A 21,502-nucleotide genomic window follows, 5' to 3' on the forward strand; every position below is an offset into this window, starting at 1 on the left:
TGTTGATGCCGAAAACAAAAAAGGATGCCAATGGCATCCTTTTTTATTGAGATTAATAATCAAATTGATTGATATTAGTCTTCAGTTGTTGGCGTTTCATCGCTCTGCGCTGCTGCATCTGATACATCAGTAGTGCTTACATCAGCTTGACCTTCAGTTTCTGCAGTCGCTTCAGTGATGATTGGGTTTCCCTCTTCATCTAGCTCAACTTCAGGAACTTGAATTTCATCGATACGCTGTAGGCCCACGACTTTTTCATCTTCCGCTGTACGGATGATAGTAACGCCCTGGGTGTTACGGCCAATGGTCGATACACCTTCAGCAGGTGTTCTTACCAAGGTACCTTTGTTACTGATCAACATGATTTCATCATTGCCGCCAACTTGTACTGCACCCACTACGGCGCCGTTACGTTCGCTAACTTTAATTGAAACCACACCTTTAGTACCGCGGCTCTTCGCTGGGTACTCAGATAGATCAGTACGCTTACCGTAACCGTTTTCAGTTACCGTTAAGATTGCACCATCGCCTTTAGGTACGATTAGCGATACAACCGTTTGGCCATCTTCCAGCTTAATACCACGCACACCCGTTGCAGTACGTCCCATAGCACGTAGCGCAACAACCTCTTCGCCTGTTTCTGGATCAATCTTAACTTCACCAGTTTCAGAGCTACGAGCCTTCTCGTTAAAACGGACAACTTTACCTTCGTTAGAGAACAGCATGATATCGTCATTACCATCGGTAATATCAACACCAATCAGCTGATCGCCATCTTTTAGGTTAACCGCAATAATACCGTTTGCACGAGGATTGCTGTAAGCCGTTAGTGCAGTTTTCTTAACCGTACCGTGTGATGTTGCCATGATAATGTACTTATCTTCAGCATATTCACGTACAGGTAGAATTGCAGTAATACGCTCACCTTCAGCCAATGGCAATAGGTTAACGATTGGGCGACCACGAGCTGTACGGCTTGCCAATGGTAATTGATAGACTTTAAGCCAGTACATCTTACCAAAATCAGAGAAGCACAAGATGGTATCATGGGTGTTAGCAACCAATAGTTTCTCAACGAAATCTTCGTCTTTCACTTTAGTTGCAGCTTTACCTTTACCACCACGACGCTGGGCTTGGTAATCAGACAGTACTTGATATTTGGCATAACCTAAGTGAGAAAGCGTCACAACAACGTCTTCTTCATTGATTAGATCTTCAAGACTCATATCAACTTCGTTAGCGTTAATAACAGTACGTCGCTCATCACCAAAGTTTGTTAATACTTCTTCAAGCTCTTCTTTAATCACTTCCATCAAACGTTGTGGACTACCAAGAATAAATAGTAGTGCAGCAATAATTTCTAGAAGCTCTTCATATTCAGCAATGATCTTGTCATGTTCTAGACCGGTTAAACGGTGTAAACGTAGTTCAAGGATCGCTTGAGCTTGCTGCTCAGTCAGGTAGTACTGGTCGTCACGGATCCCGAACTCTGGTTCAAGCCATTCTGGACGAGCTGCGTCATCGCCTGCTTTTTCAAGCATGCCTTTAACATGTCCAAGCTCCCAGCCTTGTGCAACAAGTTTAACTTTTGCTTCAGCAGGCGTTGGAGAGGCTTTAATCAACGCAATAATTGGATCGATGTTAGCTAATGCAACTGCTAACGCTTCAAGGATGTGAGCGCGTTCGCGTGCTTTACGCAGTTCAAATACCGTACGACGCGTTACCACTTCACGACGGTGAAGAATAAAGCACTCTAGCATCTCTTTAAGGTTAAATAGTTTAGGCTGACCATTGGTCAGTGCAACCATGTTAATACCAAAAGAGCACTGCATTTGGGTCTGTGCATAAAGGTTATTTAGTACAACCTCACCCACTTCGCCACGCTTGATTTCGATAACAATACGCATACCGTCTTTATCAGACTCGTCGCGTAAGCCACTGATACCTTCAATTTTCTTATCTTTAACAAGCTCGGCAATTTTTTCAATTAAACGCGCTTTGTTAACTTGATAAGGAATTTCGTGAACAATAATACGCTCACGACTATTCTCTTCTTCAATATCTGCACGTGCACGCATCACTGCGCGGCCACGGCCTGTCTTATATGCATCGATAATGCCCTTGCGGCCATTAATGATTGCAGCCGTTGGGAAGTCAGGACCCGGAATGTAGTCCATCAGCTGTTCAATAGATAAGGCAGGATCTTCGATTAGCGCTAAGCAACCAGCAATCACTTCGCTTATGTTATGCGGAGGAATGTTCGTTGCCATACCAACAGCAATACCTGACGAACCGTTCACCAGCAGTGTTGGGATCCGTGTAGGTAAAACAGCAGGAATAAACTCGGTGCCATCGTAGTTTGGCACAAAGTCAACGGTCTCTTTCTCTAGATCGGCTAAAAGCTGATGTGCCACCTTGTCCATACGGATTTCGGTATAACGCATTGCTGCCGCCGCATCGCCGTCAACTGAACCGAAGTTACCTTGACCGTCAATAAGTGGATAGCGCATAGAGAAAGGCTGGGCCAAACGAACGATTGTGTCATATACCGCTGTATCACCATGTGGGTGATATTTACCGATTACATCACCTACGACACGGGCAGACTTTTTATAAGGCTTATTCCAGTCGTTTTTCAATTCGCTCATGGCGAATAATACGCGGCGATGTACCGGTTTTAAACCGTCACGAACGTCAGGCAGTGCACGGCCAACAATTACGCTCATAGCGTAATCTAAGTATGAATTTTTTAATTCGTCTTCAATATTAATTGGTGTTATAGATGAAGCCAGATCAGTCATAAACTGCTCGATCCCCTGAAATTTAGCGTGCTATTCCTATTTCCTAGAATAGCTATGCTTGAAAACGTGATTTGGCATTCTAACACAGTTATTTTATGGCGCTAGACCCAAATATCGATTCATTTTAAATAAGCCAAAAAAGCTAATTCACTTGATTAAAATCAAGACATAGGCGCATTAATTGTTCAGTTTGTTCAATAAGTAACAAACAGCTTCATAACTGCTTTGTTTCTTGGTGCTATTCATTATAATGTGGCCCAAAGACAGATTTTTCGCTCTGAGGTAATTTAAGTGCAAACACATAATAATGTTGATCCACAAGAGATCGCGAAGTTTGAGAAAATGGCCGCCACTTGGTGGGACCCTAACGGCGAATTTAAGCCACTGCATAACTTAAATCCACTTCGCCTTAACTATATTGACCAAACAGCAGGCGGCATTTTTGGTAAACAAATTCTCGATGTCGGCTGTGGCGGCGGAATTTTGTCTGAAAGCATGGCAAAAATTGGCGCTAACGTAACTGGCCTAGACATGGGTGATGAACCACTTGATGTCGCCAGACTTCACGCACTAGAAACAGGCGTCGAGATTAACTATGTAAAAAATACCGCTGAAGCACACAGAGACCAACACCGTGGTCATTATGATGTCGTCACTTGCATGGAAATGCTTGAGCATGTTCCTGACCCTAGCTCTGTTATTCAAGCTTGCGCCGATATGGTTAAACCAGGTGGTTTTGTGTTTTTCTCAACCATTAACCGCAACATCCGTGCCTATGTTGAAACCATTCTAGGTGCTGAATACCTATTAAAGATGTTGCCTGTTGGCACACATGATCATAATAAATTTATCAAACCATCAGAGTTAATTGGTTTGGCTGATAACGCCGAGCTATTTTGTACAGATGCTGTGGGTATTACCTATAACCCTATTACTGACATCTTCAGATACACCAAGAGCCTTGAAGTTAACTACATGATAGCTACGGTTAAAAATGACTAAAGCACAGGCACTTACTATTAAAGGTGTGCTATTTGATTTAGATGGCACACTCGCTGATACGGCACCAGAAATGATTGAGGCACTTAATATGGCTTTAGCCGCGAATGGTCACAGTCGTGTGCCATTTGAAGCCATTAGAGCGAGCGCCTCACATGGCAGTATCGCAATGATTAAAGCTGCCATCCCCGCCATTGATGACGCAAGCATTCCTTCATTACAGCAATCTCTTTTCGACAATTATGAGCTGATCAACGGAGATAATTGCGATTTATTTAAGGGGTTAGATAGGTTACTGGACACGCTTAGCCAGCTTTCAATCCCCTTTGGGGTCGTCACCAACAAGCCAGCGCGCTTTGCAAGGCCTCTACTAGATAAACTCGGTTTAACAGCAAAAATGCCTGCTGTGGTCAGCGGCGATACCACTCAACATTCAAAGCCCCATACAGCTCCTATGCTGTTAGCAGCACAGCAGCTTAGGGTTTTACCTGAGCATATTCTTTATTTAGGCGATGCTGAACGTGATCTTATCGCTGCTAAGGCGGCGAATATGATCTCAGGTTTAGCGGCCTGGGGGTATATCGGACCAGATGACGAACCGAGTCTTTGGCCTGCTGACTTAAGTTTTGAAAACGGTGACAGCTTAGCCGATTTTTTTTGCTATAAGCGCTAGCGTATTCACCCTTTATATGCTGCTTTAAAATCTTTGTTAATTAAGTTATTAAGCGTCATAAAAAAGTACTCAAATGATCGGTTAGGATCGCACAAGTTAGCAGCGATCTTATCGATCATTTTTATTTGCTCAAATATTACTCTTCACCGAGGAAATCAAATCAAAACAAGCTTTAAGGGTTAGCCATTACTAACAGGTTCAATTACCCCCAAGATATCCACAACTTGTCCAATAAATTCCCACTTGCAAAAATACCATAACCTCACTATCTTGTAGCTATTGAATCTCAAAACACCATATATTGTGTGTGAGTGACAATAACAGGCACTATTTAGTCGTTTGTGTCAACAAAAAGGAACTCTCCGTTTTTACGGTTAAAAACTGTTTGTTTACAGGGAAACGTAGGGTGAACCTGAACTGGTCACTTTCATAAATATAAAAATCAAGGTCTATCTTTAATGAATAGCAATATGACAGTCACAAAGCGTAGTGGCGAACGTGAGACTATCGATCTCGACAAAATCCATCGCGTTATTGAATGGGCGGCAAAGGGACTTAATAATGTCTCTGTATCAGAAGTAGAACTCCGTTCTCACCTGCAATTTTTCGACGGCATTGCAACTGAAGCCATCCATGAGACTATCATTAAAGCAGCAGCTGACTTAATTTCACCAGAAGCACCTGATTATCAGTTCCTTTCTGCACGTCTTGCTGTGTTCCATTTACGTAAGAAAGCCTTTGGCCAGTTTGAACCTCCTAAGCTTTATGACCACGTGGTCAATTTAGTTGAGCTCGGTAAGTACGATGCTCACATTCTTGAAGATTACTCTCAAGAAGAGATTGAAATTCTTGATACCTATATCGATCACTGGCGAGACATGAACTTCTCTTATGCCGCTGTAAAGCAGCTTGAGGGTAAGTATCTTGTACAAAACCGTGTTAGCCACGAAATTTATGAAAGTGCTCAGTTCCTGTATATCTTGGTTGCAGCTTGCCTATTCGCAAAGTATCCCAAAGAGACGCGCCTTAAGTACGTTAAAGACTTTTATGATGCAACTTCATTATTTAAAATTTCGCTACCTACACCTATCATGGCAGGTGTACGTACGCCAACTCGTCAGTTCAGTTCATGCGTTCTAATTGAATGTGGCGATAGCCTAGATTCAATTAACGCGACCTCATCGTCAATTGTTAAGTATGTATCTCAACGTGCTGGTATTGGTGTCAATGCAGGCCGTATTCGCGCACTAGGTAGCCCTATTCGCGGTGGTGAAGCTTTCCACACAGGTTGCTTACCATTTTATAAGTACTTCCAAACAGCGGTTAAGTCTTGTTCTCAAGGCGGCGTACGTGGTGGTGCAGCGACCCTATTCTATCCAATGTGGCATCTTGAAGTTGAATCACTATTGGTATTAAAGAATAACCGTGGTGTTGATGATAACCGTATTCGTCACTTAGACTACGGCGTTCAAATCAACAAGGTGATGTATCAGCGCCTAATTCAGGGCGGCATGATCAGCTTATTTAGCCCATCAGATGTGCCTGGAATGTACGATGCATTCTTTGAAGATCAAGAAGAGTTCGAACGTCTGTACCTTAAATATGAAGCTGATAGCAGCATTCGTAAAAAACAGATAAAAGCTGTAGAGCTGTTCTCATTAATGATGCAAGAGCGCGCTTCGACTGGCCGGATCTACATTCAAAACGTTGACCACTGCAATACTCATAGTCCATTTGACTCTAAGGTTGCGCCTGTACGTCAGTCTAACTTGTGTCTTGAAATTGCCTTGCCAACTAAACCGTTAAATAACATTAACGATCCAGACGGTGAGATTGCACTTTGTACACTATCAGCATTGAACTTAGGTGCTATTAAGAAGTTAGAGGAGCTTGAGCCACTAGCTGATCTTGCCGTGCGTGCACTCGATAACTTACTTGATTATCAAGACTACCCAATCATCTCTGCTGAAAAAGCATCGATGAACCGCCGCACACTGGGTATTGGCGTAATTAACTTCGCTAATTACCTAGCAAAAGAAGGCGTACGTTACTCAGACGGTTCTGCTAACGGCATTACCCACAAGACTTTTGAAGCGATTCAATTCTATTTATTGAAAGCCTCTATGAAGCTTGCTCAAGAACAAGGTGCTTGCCCCTCGTTCCATGAAACAACTTATGCTAAGGGTATTTTACCGATTGATACCTACAAGCGTGATCTAGATAAGATCTGCGACGAGCCATTACATCTAGACTGGGAAACATTACGTGAAGAGATCAAGACACACGGTCTACGTAACTCTACCCTGTCAGCGCTAATGCCATCAGAGACCTCTTCACAGATCTCTAACGCTACTAACGGTATTGAGCCACCACGCGGTTTAATTAGTGTTAAAGCGAGTAAAGATGGCCAGCTAAAGCAAGTTGTACCTGACTTTGAAAAATATCAGTATAGCTACGAGTTATTATGGCAAATGCCTAATAACGATGGTTATTTGCAGTTGGTAGGATTGATGCAGAAATTTGTCGATCAGTCTATTTCAGCTAACACTAACTACGACCCGACTCGATTTGAGGGTGGCAGAGTACCCATGAAGGTACTATTGAAAGACTTATTAACCGCTTACAAATATGGTGTGAAGACACTTTACTATCACAATACTCGTGATGGGGCTTCAGATAGTCATGACGATATCACTGCCATTGAGAAAGAAGATGACAGTTGCGCTGGCGGCGCATGTAAGATTTAACCCAAGAGTTAATCATTAGTATTAAACGTTAATTTAAGGGGGCTTAGCCCCCATTATCGGAAGATAGAAAAATGGCCTATTCAACATTTTGTCAAACTCCTAACAACGCAATGCTAGAGCCTATGTTTCTTGGGCAGTCAGTTAACGTAGCGCGTTATGATCAACAGAAATATGAAGTTTTTGAAAAGCTGATCGAAAAGCAGCTTTCGTTCTTCTGGCGTCCAGAAGAAGTCGATGTCAGCCGTGACAAAATCGACTACGCGGCACTACCAGAGCATGAAAAGCATATCTTCATCTCGAACCTTAAGTATCAAACACTACTTGATTCAATCCAAGGTCGTTCGCCAAACGTTGCCTTCTTGCCATTGGTATCACTACCTGAGCTAGAGACTTGGATTGAAACCTGGTCATTTTCTGAGACTATTCACTCGCGCTCTTACACTCATATTATTCGTAATATCGTTAACGATCCTTCAGTTGTGTTTGATGACATCGTTGAAAATGATGAGATTTTAAAGCGCGCAAGTGATATCGCTAACTACTACGATCACTTGATCAAGCTGAGCCAGGCTTATCATTTGTTGGGCGAAGGTAGTCACGAAATTGATGGTGAGATCATTGAAGTCACTAAACGTGAAATCAAAAAAGCCCTTTACCTATGTATGGTATCGGTCAACGTACTTGAAGCTATCCGTTTTTATGTCAGCTTTGCTTGCTCGTTCGCATTTGCAGAGCGTAAGGTCATGGAAGGTAATGCGAAAATCATTCGTCTTATCGCTCGTGACGAAGCCCTGCATCTAAACAGCACTCAGCATATCTTGAAGATCATGCACGCTGGTAAAGACGACCCTGAAATGGCTGAAATCGCTAAAGAGTGCGAGCAGACGGCTATCGATATCTTTATCAAAGCCGCTGAGCAAGAAAAAGAGTGGGCTAAATACCTATTCAAAGATGGTTCAATGATTGGGCTAAACGAACATATTCTGTGCCAGTATGTTGAATACATCACCAACGAGCGCATGAAAGCCGTTAATTTTGCATCGCCATATCCAGAGCAAACCAACCCTCTTCCATGGATGAAGAACTGGTTAGAAAGTGATTCAGTACAAGTAGCCCCACAAGAAGTAGAAGTCTCTTCTTATCTTGTTGGCCAAATCGATTCTTCTATCGATGATGATGAGTTCTCTGACTTTGACCTTTAAGTCACAAAACTTTAGTCAAGCTCGCTTTAAGAAGGCTCCGATTGTGAGCCTTCAAGGCATGCCTGTGTTGCTGTTTACTGAGCAACACATCAGCTTGCTTGAAGCATTAGAGCTAAAGAAAGTCAAAATCTTCTCTGAATGTCGCAGTGGCTTTTGTGGACAGTGTAAAACTAAAGTAAAAAGCGGTAAGGTTAGCTACTTTCGTGAACCACTTGTTACACTGGAACAAGATGAGTGTCTTCCTTGCTGCTGCATCCCAGAGGAAGATATCGATTTAGTACTCTCTGCCGAAGGGGCTGAAGTCGTTGTACGTGCACCAGCTCAACAATCCCCGACAACAAAAGCAATTTAATTACACTTTTTCACTTCGTCACAGCTTCCTTCATACCTTTTGGCTTTTAATATCTGCCTTAACAGCGCTACCAACACTGGTTGTTTGTAAATGTCAGCTTATAGTGCATTCTACTTTCAACATAAATGCTATATAACCACATGCTAGCGGCGATACAAATGCTAAACAATCAAGGTCAGCTGGGTTATTTTGTTAAATTGACTGGTATTATAGGCGCAAACAAATTTTAATCTGAAGGCGAGAATGCAGACAGTTAGTCCTACTAAGCTATTAAGCATACTAAGTAAAGTCACCATTATCGGTAATGCAAACGGAAAGTGGGAGATCCCATCGAGTGGAGCGACCTTCATTTTTAACGGTACAACACCTCAAGACAAACAAGATCCAATAACCAGTACGCTGATCAATATCTCTAACGGTCCATTTGTTGGCTCAAAGAGCCCCTTTGTTGTTTCAGGCCATTTTACTGATACTGAGCTGGCATTATTAACACAGCAGCTTATTGAAACAGCAGAGTCATTAGAAAAAGAGCTTCACTGCTGGCCATCAACAGGATTGGTGACCGCGGTACTAATGACAAAGCTCTCTTGCCAATTAACAGTTAAACGTATGTCGTTATTGCCAAGTCTTAAACGTCAATTGACCATGCAAAGTGAAGAACACTTAGCTTGTATGGTCCACAACTGGTTAGGGGAACGTCGTATTGCATTAGATTTACTTGCAAGTTTTGACTGGCCTGAATTGATGTTGCCCAAGCCGGAGCTATTGCCCGTTCAGGTCCTTAACGACGAGCAGCATAAGGAGCGCCACATAGCTCACTGCCCTTTTCTATTGCTCAAAAAAATACATAACCAGGCACAGTCTAAATCAAGTGTGGCAGATGAAAACTCGACGCCAGATAACCTCTGTTTACTGAACTACTTAGCAACAAGCCCCATCGAAACCTGGTTACACCATTCAAGCCAAGAAAAACTACTCGATTGTGAGCTCATGTTCTTCAACCAAACCCCAGAGCAAGCAAACTCTTTTTGGTATTTAGTTGATAATCAAGCATCTCAGTACTTAGATGCCATAAGGCACCGACTAGCATACTGTCAGCAAGTGCTCTTTACGGAGCAACAGCTGCTCTAGTACTTCTAAAAACCTAGTATTGAACATGAGCTTCACTAGATCACATCAAGCTTTAAAATAAAAAGACCAGTAGTAAGTACTACTGGTCTAATTGGGTGTTAGCGTTGTACTCAACTCTATTTTGCTAATTTAACCGAGTCCACATCAATTTGTGTGTAAGACCAACTGCTGTCAACCTCACCTTCAAGGACAACCTTAGTTTCAGGCGTCGCTTCAACGCCATTCCAGTCACGATCGTCAATCTCAACGATGACTTCCCCTGTATCATCCTTAAATTTGTAAGCTTCATCTCCCAAACTTGCCACGATATAACCCGTTAATATTACTGGAGTGTCATCCTTGGCGCCTAAAGCAACAGCGACTGTCTTCACGCTGACATTACTCGGGCCAATAAATCCGCCCTTTGGATCACTTGTTTGGGCTGCGAAAACACTTGATGATGCAAATATCAGTGCGCTCATTAGTAGTACTTTTTTCATGAAAGAATTCCCCTATGGTTCGGTAATTAACACTTTTATATTGAATTGCTTTAAGTCACGCAAACGAAGTCCATGATGAACTACCTTGCACTCAACCTTTTGCAAGTAAGTTGATTAGGTCTACTTAGTTGTGCTTCAAAATGACGAAATCGCGCACGCTAGTCTCAAAACTCGACTCAACTAGACTCAACTAGACTCAAGATCTGCGATTTATAGCCAAAACGATTTTAAACAAACCAGATCACTTTTCATTTGGCAACATTAGCCTATATCTATCGTTATCATTAGTAATCAATACTATAGTACATGTAACTTCTACTGCTGACTTTTATTCAATAGCATAGCTTGGAGGTCGTGAAGTAAGTGTGAATTCTGACTTTAAAATAGGACTAATTCACTGTTTTTATTTCATTTATAGCAAAATACAGCAGAAAAACATTTATGGCTGTAAACGGCGAGTTCTGGATTTTTAAACAACATATCAATCAGTTAATAACCAAAGATAAGGCGCCCCAAGACATGTGGTTGAAACTGTAATAAAAAACCTGCTAACGCATTAAGCGTAAGCAGGTTTTTTGATTAGCCATTGACTTAGGTATTACAGCGCAATAGCAAGCTCTGCGCCTTGACGAATAGCTCGCTTGGCATCCAGTTCTGCAGCAACATCTACACCACCAATAAGGTGTACGGGAATACCGGTGGACTTCATCTCATCGACGAGTTCAGTGTTTGACACTTGCCCTGCACATAAGATGACATTATCGACATCAAGCACCTCGTCTTGCCCATCAATTTTGATATGTAGACCTTGGTCGTCAAACTTCTCGTAACTGACACCGGTTTTCATCGACACCTCGTGCTGTTTAAGTACAGAGCGATGGATCCAACCAGTCGTTTTACCTAGCCCCTTGCCCATCTTGGTCGCTTTACGCTGCAGTAAATACACTTCTCTATGCTCAGTTTCAGGAACGGGCTCTGTCAAACCACCGGGCTCTTTATAGTCTTTATCTATGCCCCATTGTTTTAACCAACGGTTTAAATCGAGGGTTGAAGATTCTGACTCACACAAGTAATGCGCCATATCAAAGCCAATTCCACCCGCACCGATAAGTGCGACTTTCTGGCCAATCTGCACTTCACCATTGAGTACTTTCTGATAATCAACCACTTTAGGGCTATCAAAACCGGGTAACTCGATTGGTCTTGGCTTCACGCCTGAAGAAATAACAATTTCATCAAACTTCTCATCACGTACCACACTGGCATCGAGTCGAGTGTTTAAGCGTAATTCAACCTTATGCAGCTTAATCTGATTAAGGAAGTAACGAATGGTTTCATTAAACTCCTCTTTTCCAGGGATCTTACGTGCTAAGTTGAATTGACCACCGACTTCAGATTTAGCTTCAAACAGAACAACCTCGTGACCACGACTTGCTGCGTAGATAGAAAATGCCATTCCAGCAGGTCCTGCGCCCATCACTGCAATGCGTTTCTTATTTTGAGCGGGTGTAAAATTAAGCTCAGTTTCATAACAGGCTCTAGGGTTCACTAAACACGTTGCACGCTTAAGCGCAAAGGTATGATCAAGGCAAGCCTGATTACAGCCAATACAGGTATTGATAAGTTCAGGCGTATTCGCCGCCGCTTTGTTAACAAAGTCCGGATCGGCCAAGAAAGGGCGCGCCATTGATACCATGTCAGCCTGACCGGATGAAATAATATGCTCTGCAATTTCTGGTGTGTTAATACGGTTCGTCGCAATCAGTGGAATTGACATCTCTTTCATTAATCGCTCGGTTACCCAAGCAAATGCGCCGCGAGGCACACTGGTCGCAATTGTTGGAACTCTGGCTTCATGCCAACCTATCCCAGTATTAATAATGGTAACACCAGCTTGCTCTAACCACTTAGCAAGCTTGACCACCTCTTCCCAAGTTGAGCCATTATCGACAAGGTCCAACATCGATAATCTAAAGATAATAATAAAGTCAGCGCCAACTTTGGCGCGAATTTGTTTTACAATTTCTATTGGAAACTGTGCACGGTTTTCAAACGCCCCGCCCCACTTATCAGTACGTTTATTAGTACGAGAACTAATAAACTGATTTATCAAGTAACCTTCACTTCCCATCACTTCAACGCCGTCATAACCTGCTTTTTTAGCTAAGGCTGCGCTGGTTGCGTAATCTTTGATAGTGCCAGCAACCTGTCTTATCGACATCGCTGAGGGAGTGAAGGGGGTGATAGGTGATTTGATTTTACTCGGCGCACTAGAGAAAGGATGATAACCATAACGACCAGCATGCAATAACTGCATACAAATTTTGCCGCCAGCCTCATGGACAGCTTGAGTGACCTTAGTGTGTTTCTTTACTTGCCACGGAAAACTAAGCTGACAGGCATTTGGCGCTAAGCGGCCACGCAAGTTAGGCGAAATACCGCCGGTAACGATAAGGCCCACACCACCTAGTGCACGTTCTTTGTAAAACGCTGCCAGTTTCTCAAAGCCGCCCTTTTCTTCTTCTAAACCTGTATGCATTGAGCCCATCAATACACGGTTTTTTAACTGGGTAAAACCCAGATCTAAGGGTTCTAATAAATGCGGAAACGACATTCAAACATCCTTTTTAAACAAGTGATTTAATCCAGCATACCCTGTGTAAACAATAAGCTCAATAAGCCAAACAACAGATTCCTTTACAATTGAGTTTTCCTTTCCGATGAGATTTCAGTTAGCATTATGCTAACTAAGCTATATAGGAGTGGATAATGTCCACTAAACCCTCAATATTTAAAAGGATATTCCTACTTATATGGAATACCGTCAATGGATTAAGAAAGCTTTTTCTTAATCTTATATTCTTTGGCGTGATTGCTATTATCATCGTAAGCCTTAGTGCCGATGACGGTGTAAAAGTTGAAGATGGTACTGCACTGGTACTTAATCTATCTGGAGTAATCGTTGATCAAAAACGTCAAGTTGACCCGTTAGAAGCTGCCATGAAAAGTGGCAATGAGGCAGACGGAAGCGGCGAGATTTTATTGTCTGATGTACTGACCGTTATTGAAAACGCAACAACGGATACACGAATAAAACTGATGGTATTAGATCTGGCCATGTTACACGGCACCGGGATCAGTAAGCTTCAGTCTATTGGTAATGCCATAGAGTCTTTCAAAGCTGAGGGTAAAACCGTCGTTGCTAACGGTAATTGGTATGGTCAAAATCAATATTTTCTTGCCAGCTTTGCCGATAAAGTTTATCTCAACCCGCAAGGTAGTGTTGAAATTGAAGGCTTAGGCCGTTATCGCCTGTACTTTAAATCGGCGTTAGAAAAACTCAAGATCAACGCACATGTTTTTAGAGTCGGCACCTTCAAGTCAGCGGTTGAACCTTTTATCCGTGACGATATGTCAGATGCAGCTAAAGAAGCCAATTTGGTACTTTTAAACGATTTGTGGCAAAGCTACTCTGATACTGTTGCGGCGAATCGAGGCATTGATAGTCATGACTTGTCACTCAGTGCTGATGATTATCTTACCCAGCTCGATAAGGCAAACGGTAAATCGGCCGAAATGGCGCTGAACATGAAGTGGGTTGATGAGCTTAAAACTTATGATGAGTTTAGGTTATCCATGGTTGATGCCGTTGGTAAATCTGCAGACGGTGACTCTTATAAACATGTCGACTTCTATGATTATTTATCAGTCACGCAAACTCACCCAACTCTATCACTTAACGACAAAGTGGGTATTATTGTCGCGAAAGGAAATATTCTTAATGGCTCGCAACCTGCTGGTCAAATTGGCGGCAAGAGTACCTCTGAGCTGTTAAGAGAAGCCCGCTTTGATGATTCAGTTAAAGCCGTAGTACTGCGTGTTGATAGTCCTGGTGGTAGCGCTTTCGCTTCTGAAGAAATTAGACAAGAAGTGTTAGCGATAAAGGCTGCAAACAAACCAATTATTGTCAGCATGGGCAGTTATGCCGCATCAGGTGGTTATTGGATCTCTGCGAGCGCCGATTATATCTATGCAACCCCAACCACGTTAACAGGATCTATCGGGATTTTTGGTATGATCACGACATTCGAGGACTCATTGGCAAGCATTGGCGTTCACACCGATGGTGTGGGCACGTCCGAATGGGCAGGGTTTTCAGTAACCAAAGGTCTCTCTCCTCAAATTGAAGCCATTATTCAACGCCACATAGAACGGGGTTATCAAGACTTTATCTCTCTCGTGGCATCAGAGCGTGATATGAGCCTAGACTATGTAGACAGCATTGCTCAGGGCCGCGTGTGGACCGGACGAAAGGCATTAGAACTAGGCCTTGTAGATGGGTTGGGTGAGCTTCAAGATGCAGTAACAAAGGCAGCGCAAATGGCCAAACTTGAGCAGTATGACACCGAAATCATTGAAAAGGAGCTTTCTCCTCAAGAGCTGTTCATCCAAGAAATGCTTGCCTCAGCTTCGAGCTATATGCCACAAAGTTTTGCTCAATCAAGTTTGCTTGAATCCGTTTTAAAGCAGTGGTCAACTGTGATTGATGAATTTAAATCATTTGATGATCCAAACGGTGTTTACCTGTATTGCGATACCTGTAATAACTAAATACCGCTTAGCATGGGTATAGACCATAAATAAGCCCTGTAGATTCAGGGCTTATTCATTTTAAGCTTATCACTACCAACTTTTGTAACAGCTCTCATTACTGACATATAACCCCCACTTACCTCAGCTAATTGCCCTTATCCCCTGCATCTGTAACCACTTTGGGTATATAATCCCTGCATCGTGATTTAATCCAAAACTAAAAAACAAAATCAAATGACTAAACGATCTATCTATGTCGCCTATACAGGCGGTACCATTGGCATGCAAAAGACCGAACAAGGCTTTGCACCTGTTGCAGATTTTCTCACAGGCTGTGTCAAAGCTATGCCCGAGTTTTACCATGATGAAATGCCAGATTTTGTGATTAGTGAATACACACCATTAATTGATTCATCAAATATGGCGCCAACCGATTGGCAGATGATCGCTGATGATATTAAAGCCAATTATGATAAATATGATGGCTTTGTGATCCTCCATGGCACCGACACCATGGCGTTCACCGCTTCAGCCCTATCCTTTATGTTGCAAGGCCTACAAAAGCCTGTAATCGTTACGGGCTCGCAGATCCCCTTGGCGCAGCTTAGATCTGATGGTCAAACAAACCTGCTTAACGCACTGTATATTGCAGCCAACTATCCAGTAGCCGAAGTCTGTTTATTCTTTAACAACAAACTGTTTAGAGGTAATCGCACGACTAAAGCTCATGCCGATGGCTTTAATGCGTTTGCATCGCCTAACTTCCCACTTCTACTCGAAGCAGGCATTAAGATCCGCTGGCATGCAGGTAAGCGCGCTCAAATCGATAGCACTATACCATTACATGTGGCGAATATAAGTCCACAGCCCATTGGCGTTGTGACACTCTACCCAGGAATTAATACTGAAATCTTTGCCAATATTTTACAGCAACCGGTAAAGGCACTTATTCTACTTACTTTTGGTGTTGGTAATGCGCCTCAAACTCCTGCATTGCTTAAAACGCTAAAAGATGCACATGAGCGTGGCATAGTATTAGTTAACTTAACCCAATGTATGCAGGGTCGTGTGAATATGGACGGCTACGCTACGGGTAATGCTTTAGCTGAGGCAGGTGTCATTAGTGGCTATGATATGACGACTGAGGCGGCGCTGACTAAGTTGCACTATTTACTATCGACCGAGCTGTCACCAGAAGAAATTCGCACCGCAATGAAGATTTCTATCGCTGGCGAGTTAACCTCAGACTAGCAACGATGTATATAATAAAAAAGCCCCATAGCAGTGATGCTTGGGGCTCTTTTATGCACGAATGTTTAATTAAGCTCGGTTAATTAAAGCTCGTCTTGTTTAAACTCGGCAATCGACTCGCCTTTAAACTGCTTTTTAAGTTCAGACTTAGACAACTCATTAACCTGACCTTCACTGTTAATCGTGAAATGATCAGTTTGCTGTAGCCTTCTTGCTTGATAAAGCATAACAACTTGTTGTGTCGATGCCCGTTGCTCAGGCGTCAAAACGGTACCATCTTGCCATTTACCTAGCTCAACACCGCTAAGTAAGCGTTGATAGACCTCATCAGGCATCTCGTCGATGACTTTATTTATATCTGTCATACTTTCTTCCGTTTATGCAGTACGATTTGCACTCTAGTGATCAAGTAGCCCACAAAGCCCAGCGCAAATGCACCCAGTGCAATATTTGCTCTAAGTCCTTCCGCTGGCTCACCGCCCCAAAACCAAGTTACCACGCCACCGATAAATAAAGTTAACGCTAAAAAGCTTTGATTCATTAACTGATTTGAACGCTTAATATGACTGATGACTTTAAGACTTTCATTGTCAGCCGAAATCGCCGCCTGACAATGATTACACTTTTTAGCCATACTCGAAATACGTTTGTTACAGCTAGGACAGTTAACTAATGCCATTGGCTACCTCTTAGTTATTGCTATTACTTAAGCTTATCAACAACAGCGTTCATGGCAATCAAAGACGCTTCACCAAGATAAATACAACGCTCTGGTGACCAACCCGCCATCAGATCTGGCATGTTGGCATTATCTTTAAACGGCATTTCAAGTGTATTTGAAAGGCAACCAAAGGTATGCGCAACCCAATTTGATGCAACGGTTAAGTTTGCTTGACCTGGCTCATCTTTGTCATAGCCAAATTCATTTTGAAAATCAGGACTTGCCATCAATAAAGCATCAACGAACGCTTGCTGACGTTCAGCATCTTGATTTGTAAATGCTGGTACGCCTTCACAACCTGCTAAGAATACATATGGCAGTCCTTCATCGCCATGCACATCATAGAAAAGGTCAACGCCAGTCTCTTTCATCTTATTGACCACGTATAACACTTCAGGGCTTTTCTCTAGTGAAGGGGTTTTCCACTCTCGGTTTAAGTTGGTACCCACAGCGTTAGTACGTAGATGTCCACGTGCACTTCCATCTGGGTTCATGTTGGGTACTATGTAGAAGTTGGCTTTATCTAAAAGTGCTTTCGCAGTAGGGCAGTCGCTATCAAGCAAGTTATTCATCAAGCCTTCGACTAGCCATTCAGCCATGGTCTCACCAGGGTGTTGACGTGCAGTGATCCAAATATTAGCTTTATCTTCATCTCCATCACCGATCTTAACGAGCGTCATGTCGCGACCATCAAGAGTTAAACCCAAATGCTCAAGGCTGACTTGTGGATGAACTTGTACAGCAGCGAGCAGATCTTGATGGCGTTCATAACTATAAGGGGCAAAGTACGCAATTTGAATTGCGTCACAATCAAGATCAACTTGAATACTCAATTGACCGTCTTGGTATTGAGTAGGCAGTCTAAACCAGGTTTGTCTGTCATAGGTCGCAACAGCTTGGTAATCTTCCCAGCCTTTTGTATATGAAGCTTTGCCGGCATTAACGATGTTAAGGGTGTATTGATTACCAACGACCCCTTCAAGTTTAAAGTTAAACCACTGAAAAAATTCACCACCTTCATCAGGGCGGATCGCTAATTGAACATCATCTTTGTTATCTAGATTGATAACTTCAATATTGCCACTATCAAAATTCGCTGTAATGCGCATAACACTTCCTTTTTCTTTTAGCTTTACGTTATGACTCGGCTTATTAGCCTGATGCCAATCTTTGCGCTATAGAATAAACCAAAATGTGATAAGGAACAGCTTAAACCCAATAAAAACCGCCAAATATCACGGCCTAGGTGAACTAACGCCGAACTTAAACCCAAATACAGAGCTTTACCAGCCCCCGGAAATTCCATACAATCGCAGCAATTCTTGAAACAATAGGGAACAGCTCCCCTTTGTCGTCCCGCATTCGTTAAAGAACGGAGAAACTAATGACCCAAGCTAGACATTGTGAACTACTTATTCTGGGTTCTGGCCCAGCAGGCTACACAGCTGCAGTTTATGCCGCTCGCGCAAATTTAAAGCCAGTATTGATCACAGGTATTCAACAAGGTGGCCAATTAACTACCACGACTGAAGTTGAAAACTGGCCAGGCGATGCTGAAGATCTTACAGGTCCAGCACTTATGGAACGTATGCAAAAGCATGCTGAGAAGTTTGAAACCGAAATTATCTTTGATCACATTAATGAAGTTAATTTAAACGTGCGCCCTTTCCAGCTTAAAGGCGATAATGGCGAATTCACTTGTGACTCGCTAATTATCTCTACTGGCGCATCAGCCATGTATTTAGGCCTAGAGTCTGAAGAAGCCTTTAAAGGCCGCGGTGTGTCAGCTTGTGCGACCTGTGACGGTTTCTTCTACCGTAACCAAAAAGTAGCCGTTATTGGTGGTGGTAATACCGCTGTTGAAGAAGCACTTTACTTAAGTAACATTGCATCTGAAGTTCACCTTATTCACCGCCGTGATACATTCCGCAGTGAAAAAATCTTAACTAAGCGCCTTATGGATAAAGTTGAGAACGGTAATATCGTACTTCACTTAGACAACACGCTTGAAGAAGTCGTTGGCGATCAGATGGGCGTTACAGGCCTAAAAATGAAGAGCACTAAAGACGGAGCAATCACAGATCTAGACGTTGCTGGTGTATTTGTTGCCATTGGTCATAAGCCAAATACTTCTATGTTTGAAGGCCAATTAGAGATGAACAACGGCTATATCAAAGTAGAAAGCGGCTTAAACGGCAATGCAACTCAAACGAGCATTAAAGGCGTGTTTGCGGCTGGAGATGTAATGGATCAACATTACCGCCAAGCCATTACCTCTGCAGGCACCGGTTGTATGGCTGCCTTAGATGCAGAGCGTTACTTAGACGCACTTTAATAACCTGATAAAAAGCCCGCGCTTTATCAGAAAATATAAGCCAACTGCATCAGTTGGCTTTTTTATTGGATTAATTCGTATAGACTGCCTATCTTTTTTTACTTATAGATACGTAATGACAGGCTACAAACTTTCACAAGCTTTAATCTTTAAAAACAATTCAATGTACTAGTGATTGAGCTATTAGCGCTAAAGCAACTACTTCAGCCAGTAGCATTGGCATAAGTATAGTTTTATGCTTTATTTATGGTCATTCGAATACGCTATAAGCAAATAATTAGTCACGCGCTATACGCTTAGAATACAAAACAACCTCAACATCATCGCCTGCATCAGGGTGTTCTAGCTTACCCTCATAGCTCATACCAAGCTTTGTCATAATGTTAATTGAAGCTAGATTTCTATCGTCGGCAATAGCTGAGAACCTTTCGATATTCAATTGCGTCTCGGCTAGATGCTTAACGACGGTGTTAGCGCTTTCTGTTGCAATACCCTTTCCCCATGTACTTTGCTTAAAACGCCAGCCAATCTCAAGATCATTAAAATAAGGCTTATCGGTAAAATAATACATGGGTCTAATTAAAATCCACCCAGCGAACGTCGGCGGTATAGTCAGCAGCGGTTTGGATCCCTTGTCTGTTGTAGGTTTTGCAAACACTTTCCATAAGCCCCAGCCTTTATCTAAGTTTGAAAACTTTGCAAATCGGGGAATAAATACATTTTCTATTTCTTCACGAGTCACTATTCGCCCACCGTTAATGTATTTCATCACGAGTGGGTCTTGATCTAACTCAAATAGCAGATCAACGTCATCTAATGACATGGGTGAGATTATGAGTCGGGCCGTTGTCAAGGTTGTCATTAGCTGGAAAATCCTTTTTAGTTTGTTTGCAGACTTATGATTAGATAACTAGGGTTTACTAATCCGTAGAGTGTATTAGAGAATACCTTAATAAATGACGGGCATAAAAAAGGGAGCCTTAAGGCTCCCTTTTTCAAAAGATTCTAAACTAATTACTTAGCTAAAGCGTCTTTTGCTTTTTCAACTAAAGTTGCAAATACAACTTTATCGAAAACAGCGATGTCAGCCAGGATCTTACGGTCGATTTCGATTGATGCTTTTTTCAAACCATTAATGAAACGGCTGTAAGACAGACCATTTTGACGAGATGCCGCATTGATACGTGCAATCCATAGTTGACGGAATTGACGTTTCTTCTGACGACGGTCACGGTAAGCATATTGACCAGCTTTAGTTACTGCTTGAACAGCAACACGGTAAGTACGGCTACGAGCGCCATAATAACCTTTAGCTAATTTAAGTACTTTCTTGTGACGAGCACGAGCGGTTACACCACGCTTAACTCTAGGCATTGTTCATTGCTCCTTTAATTAAGCGTATGGTAGTTGACGTGCGATTGCTGGCACATCAGACTTAGCTACTTGACATTTTGCACGTAAGTGACGTTTACGCTTAGTGCTCTTCTTTGTCAAAATATGACGTAAATGGGCTTGCTTGCGCTTAAAACCGTTAGCGGTCTTCTTAAAACGCTTTTGTACACCCTTGTCTGTTTTCATTTTAGGCATTGCTAAAACTCCGCATTGGGACAATTAATAAAACGCAAGGCGAACAGGAAACCTTAATAGGCCCCTGTTACTTTTATGGTTGCCTTACTATTTCTTTTTCGGCGCGAGAACCATAACAGCTTGGCGACCTTCCATTTTCGGGAAAGACTCCACTACTGCTATAACTTCCAAGTCAGCTTTGATACGGTTCAAAAGATCCATACCTAGGCTTTGGTGAGCCATCTCACGACCACGGAAACGCAGCGTTACTTTCGCTTTGTCGCCGTCTTCTAGAAAACGAGTCAGGTTGCGTAGTTTTACCTGGTAATCGTTTTCGTCTGTACCGGGACGGAATTTAATTTCCTTCACCTGTACAATTTTCTGCTTCTTCTTTTGTTCTTTTTGAGCTTTTGCTTTGTCAAAAAGGAACTTACCGTAGTCCATAACACGACAAACTGGCGGCTCAGCATTAGGACTGATCTCTACTAAATCAACACCGGCTTCATCAGCAACTTCTTGTGCTTCTTTAATTGTTAAGATGCCTAACTGCTCACCATCTAAACCGTTTAGACGGACTTCAGATACACCAACGATGAGCTCGTTAATTCTGTTCGGGGCCGCCTGGCGCCCTGCTGTTTTTTTGATCTTTATG

At 42.5% G+C, this 21,502-nt stretch carries 19 protein-coding genes; 9 read left to right on the forward strand and 10 right to left on the reverse strand.

The window, feature by feature from the left end:
* Positions 1-74 precede the first annotated feature (74 nt).
* Positions 75-2,801: a DNA gyrase subunit A gene (gyrA, locus tag ACVBIO_RS16680; RefSeq protein ID WP_447164535.1), complete on the reverse strand. Its 2,727-nt coding sequence runs from the start codon at positions 2,799-2,801 to the stop codon at positions 75-77.
* A gap of 291 nt (positions 2,802-3,092) precedes the next feature.
* On the opposite strand from gyrA, the gene ubiG reads away from it, so the two are divergent.
* The 6 genes from ubiG (at position 3,093) to ACVBIO_RS16710 (ending at position 9,905) form a co-directional block, all read left to right on the forward strand.
* Entirely contained in the window at positions 3,093-3,803 is a 711-nt protein-coding gene (ubiG, locus tag ACVBIO_RS16685; RefSeq protein ID WP_447159340.1) for a bifunctional 2-polyprenyl-6-hydroxyphenol methylase/3-demethylubiquinol 3-O-methyltransferase UbiG, read from the forward strand.
* Complete coding sequence (locus ACVBIO_RS16690) at positions 3,796-4,473, forward strand: HAD family hydrolase (RefSeq protein WP_447159341.1); 678 nt, start codon at positions 3,796-3,798, stop codon at positions 4,471-4,473. Before ubiG ends, ACVBIO_RS16690 begins: the two co-directional genes overlap by 8 nt.
* A 458-nt stretch (positions 4,474-4,931) precedes the next feature.
* Positions 4,932-7,220, forward strand: a complete 2,289-nt coding sequence (gene nrdA, locus ACVBIO_RS16695; RefSeq protein ID WP_447159342.1) for a class 1a ribonucleoside-diphosphate reductase subunit alpha — start codon at positions 4,932-4,934, stop codon at positions 7,218-7,220.
* 71 nt (positions 7,221-7,291) lie between these two features.
* Positions 7,292-8,422: a class Ia ribonucleoside-diphosphate reductase subunit beta gene (gene nrdB, locus ACVBIO_RS16700; RefSeq protein ID WP_447159343.1), complete on the forward strand. Its 1,131-nt coding sequence runs from the start codon at positions 7,292-7,294 to the stop codon at positions 8,420-8,422.
* Positions 8,391-8,774 carry a class I ribonucleotide reductase maintenance protein YfaE gene (yfaE, locus tag ACVBIO_RS16705; RefSeq protein WP_447159344.1) on the forward strand — a complete coding sequence of 128 codons (384 nt, stop codon included), beginning with the start codon at positions 8,391-8,393 and terminating at the stop codon, positions 8,772-8,774. Before nrdB ends, yfaE begins: the two co-directional genes overlap by 32 nt.
* 243 nt (positions 8,775-9,017) lie before the next feature.
* Entirely contained in the window at positions 9,018-9,905 is an 888-nt protein-coding gene (locus ACVBIO_RS16710) for a hypothetical protein (protein WP_447173042.1), read from the forward strand.
* Between the two features lie 116 nt (positions 9,906-10,021).
* On the opposite strand, the gene ACVBIO_RS16715 is transcribed toward ACVBIO_RS16710, so the two are convergent.
* On the reverse strand, positions 10,022-10,384 hold the full coding sequence (locus tag ACVBIO_RS16715) for a NirD/YgiW/YdeI family stress tolerance protein (protein ID WP_447164536.1): 363 nt from the start codon (positions 10,382-10,384) through the stop codon (positions 10,022-10,024).
* A 598-nt stretch (positions 10,385-10,982) separates the two neighbouring features.
* Positions 10,983-12,998, reverse strand: coding sequence for an oxidoreductase (locus ACVBIO_RS16720; RefSeq protein ID WP_447159347.1), 2,016 nt, complete (start codon positions 12,996-12,998; stop codon positions 10,983-10,985).
* Positions 12,999-13,153: 155 nt separating this feature from the next.
* On the opposite strand from ACVBIO_RS16720, the gene sppA reads away from it, so the two are divergent.
* Positions 13,154-14,995, forward strand: a complete 1,842-nt coding sequence (gene sppA, locus ACVBIO_RS16725; protein WP_447173043.1) for a signal peptide peptidase SppA — start codon at positions 13,154-13,156, stop codon at positions 14,993-14,995.
* Positions 14,996-15,211: 216 nt separating this feature from the next.
* On the forward strand, positions 15,212-16,228 hold the full coding sequence (gene ansA, locus ACVBIO_RS16730) for an asparaginase (protein WP_447159349.1): 1,017 nt from the start codon (positions 15,212-15,214) through the stop codon (positions 16,226-16,228).
* An 83-nt stretch (positions 16,229-16,311) separates the two neighbouring features.
* Here ansA and ACVBIO_RS16735 read toward each other — a convergent pair whose 3' ends face one another.
* From ACVBIO_RS16735 to ACVBIO_RS16745, 3 genes are read right to left on the reverse strand one after another with little or no spacing between them, the layout of a single operon-like run.
* A complete protein-coding gene (locus tag ACVBIO_RS16735) occupies positions 16,312-16,593 on the reverse strand; it encodes a YeaC family protein (protein WP_447159350.1) in 282 nt (93 codons plus the stop codon).
* Positions 16,590-16,907: a zinc ribbon domain-containing protein gene (locus ACVBIO_RS16740; protein ID WP_442529584.1), complete on the reverse strand. Its 318-nt coding sequence runs from the start codon at positions 16,905-16,907 to the stop codon at positions 16,590-16,592. The genes ACVBIO_RS16735 and ACVBIO_RS16740 overlap by 4 nt, the downstream gene beginning before the upstream one ends.
* A 23-nt stretch (positions 16,908-16,930) precedes the next feature.
* Positions 16,931-18,058 carry a M14 family metallopeptidase gene (locus ACVBIO_RS16745; protein WP_447170055.1) on the reverse strand — a complete coding sequence of 376 codons (1,128 nt, stop codon included), beginning with the start codon at positions 18,056-18,058 and terminating at the stop codon, positions 16,931-16,933.
* 275 nt (positions 18,059-18,333) lie between these two features.
* Here ACVBIO_RS16745 and trxB point away from each other — a divergent pair, with 275 nt between their 5' ends.
* The gene (gene trxB, locus ACVBIO_RS16750) at positions 18,334-19,284 is read left to right on the forward strand and encodes a thioredoxin-disulfide reductase (RefSeq protein WP_447159352.1); all 951 of its coding nucleotides are present in this window, start codon (positions 18,334-18,336) and stop codon (positions 19,282-19,284) included.
* 277 nt (positions 19,285-19,561) lie between these two features.
* On the opposite strand, the gene ACVBIO_RS16755 is transcribed toward trxB, so the two are convergent.
* The 4 genes from ACVBIO_RS16755 to infC all read right to left on the reverse strand — a co-directional run bounded on the left by ACVBIO_RS16755 (position 19,562) and on the right by infC (position 21,501).
* The gene (locus tag ACVBIO_RS16755) at positions 19,562-20,146 is read right to left on the reverse strand and encodes a GNAT family N-acetyltransferase (RefSeq protein ID WP_447173044.1); all 585 of its coding nucleotides are present in this window, start codon (positions 20,144-20,146) and stop codon (positions 19,562-19,564) included.
* A gap of 152 nt (positions 20,147-20,298) precedes the next feature.
* Positions 20,299-20,658, reverse strand: a complete 360-nt coding sequence (rplT, locus tag ACVBIO_RS16760) for a 50S ribosomal protein L20 (RefSeq protein ID WP_012155496.1) — start codon at positions 20,656-20,658, stop codon at positions 20,299-20,301.
* A gap of 18 nt (positions 20,659-20,676) precedes the next feature.
* Positions 20,677-20,871: a 50S ribosomal protein L35 gene (gene rpmI / locus ACVBIO_RS16765; protein ID WP_012155497.1), complete on the reverse strand. Its 195-nt coding sequence runs from the start codon at positions 20,869-20,871 to the stop codon at positions 20,677-20,679.
* Positions 20,872-20,958: 87 nt separating this feature from the next.
* The gene (gene infC / locus ACVBIO_RS16770) at positions 20,959-21,501 is read right to left on the reverse strand and encodes a translation initiation factor IF-3 (protein ID WP_220764059.1); all 543 of its coding nucleotides are present in this window, start codon (positions 21,499-21,501) and stop codon (positions 20,959-20,961) included.
* Position 21,502 lies beyond the last annotated feature (1 nt).

This window comes from Shewanella sp. 0m-8, from assembly GCF_052977265.1.

Coding starts and splice junctions, on each gene's coding strand:
- nrdB (WP_447159343.1), top strand. CDS start 7,292: ATGGCCTATTCAACATTTTGTCAAACTCCTAACAACGCAATGCTAGAG.
- ACVBIO_RS16720 (WP_447159347.1), bottom strand. CDS start 12,998: ATGTCGTTTCCGCATTTATTAGAACCCTTAGATCTGGGTTTTACCCAG.
- rplT (WP_012155496.1), bottom strand. CDS start 20,658: ATGCCTAGAGTTAAGCGTGGTGTAACCGCTCGTGCTCGTCACAAGAAA.
- gyrA (WP_447164535.1), bottom strand. CDS start 2,801: ATGACTGATCTGGCTTCATCTATAACACCAATTAATATTGAAGACGAA.
- trxB (WP_447159352.1), top strand. CDS start 18,334: ATGACCCAAGCTAGACATTGTGAACTACTTATTCTGGGTTCTGGCCCA.
- nrdA (WP_447159342.1), top strand. CDS start 4,932: ATGAATAGCAATATGACAGTCACAAAGCGTAGTGGCGAACGTGAGACT.
- ACVBIO_RS16690 (WP_447159341.1), top strand. CDS start 3,796: ATGACTAAAGCACAGGCACTTACTATTAAAGGTGTGCTATTTGATTTA.
- ansA (WP_447159349.1), top strand. CDS start 15,212: ATGACTAAACGATCTATCTATGTCGCCTATACAGGCGGTACCATTGGC.
- yfaE (WP_447159344.1), top strand. CDS start 8,391: ATGATGATGAGTTCTCTGACTTTGACCTTTAAGTCACAAAACTTTAGT.
- ACVBIO_RS16735 (WP_447159350.1), bottom strand. CDS start 16,593: ATGACAGATATAAATAAAGTCATCGACGAGATGCCTGATGAGGTCTAT.
- ACVBIO_RS16740 (WP_442529584.1), bottom strand. CDS start 16,907: ATGGCATTAGTTAACTGTCCTAGCTGTAACAAACGTATTTCGAGTATG.
- ACVBIO_RS16715 (WP_447164536.1), bottom strand. CDS start 10,384: ATGAAAAAAGTACTACTAATGAGCGCACTGATATTTGCATCATCAAGT.
- ACVBIO_RS16710 (WP_447173042.1), top strand. CDS start 9,018: ATGCAGACAGTTAGTCCTACTAAGCTATTAAGCATACTAAGTAAAGTC.
- rpmI (WP_012155497.1), bottom strand. CDS start 20,871: ATGCCTAAAATGAAAACAGACAAGGGTGTACAAAAGCGTTTTAAGAAG.
- ACVBIO_RS16755 (WP_447173044.1), bottom strand. CDS start 20,146: ATGACAACCTTGACAACGGCCCGACTCATAATCTCACCCATGTCATTA.
- ACVBIO_RS16745 (WP_447170055.1), bottom strand. CDS start 18,058: ATGCGCATTACAGCGAATTTTGATAGTGGCAATATTGAAGTTATCAAT.
- sppA (WP_447173043.1), top strand. CDS start 13,154: ATGTCCACTAAACCCTCAATATTTAAAAGGATATTCCTACTTATATGG.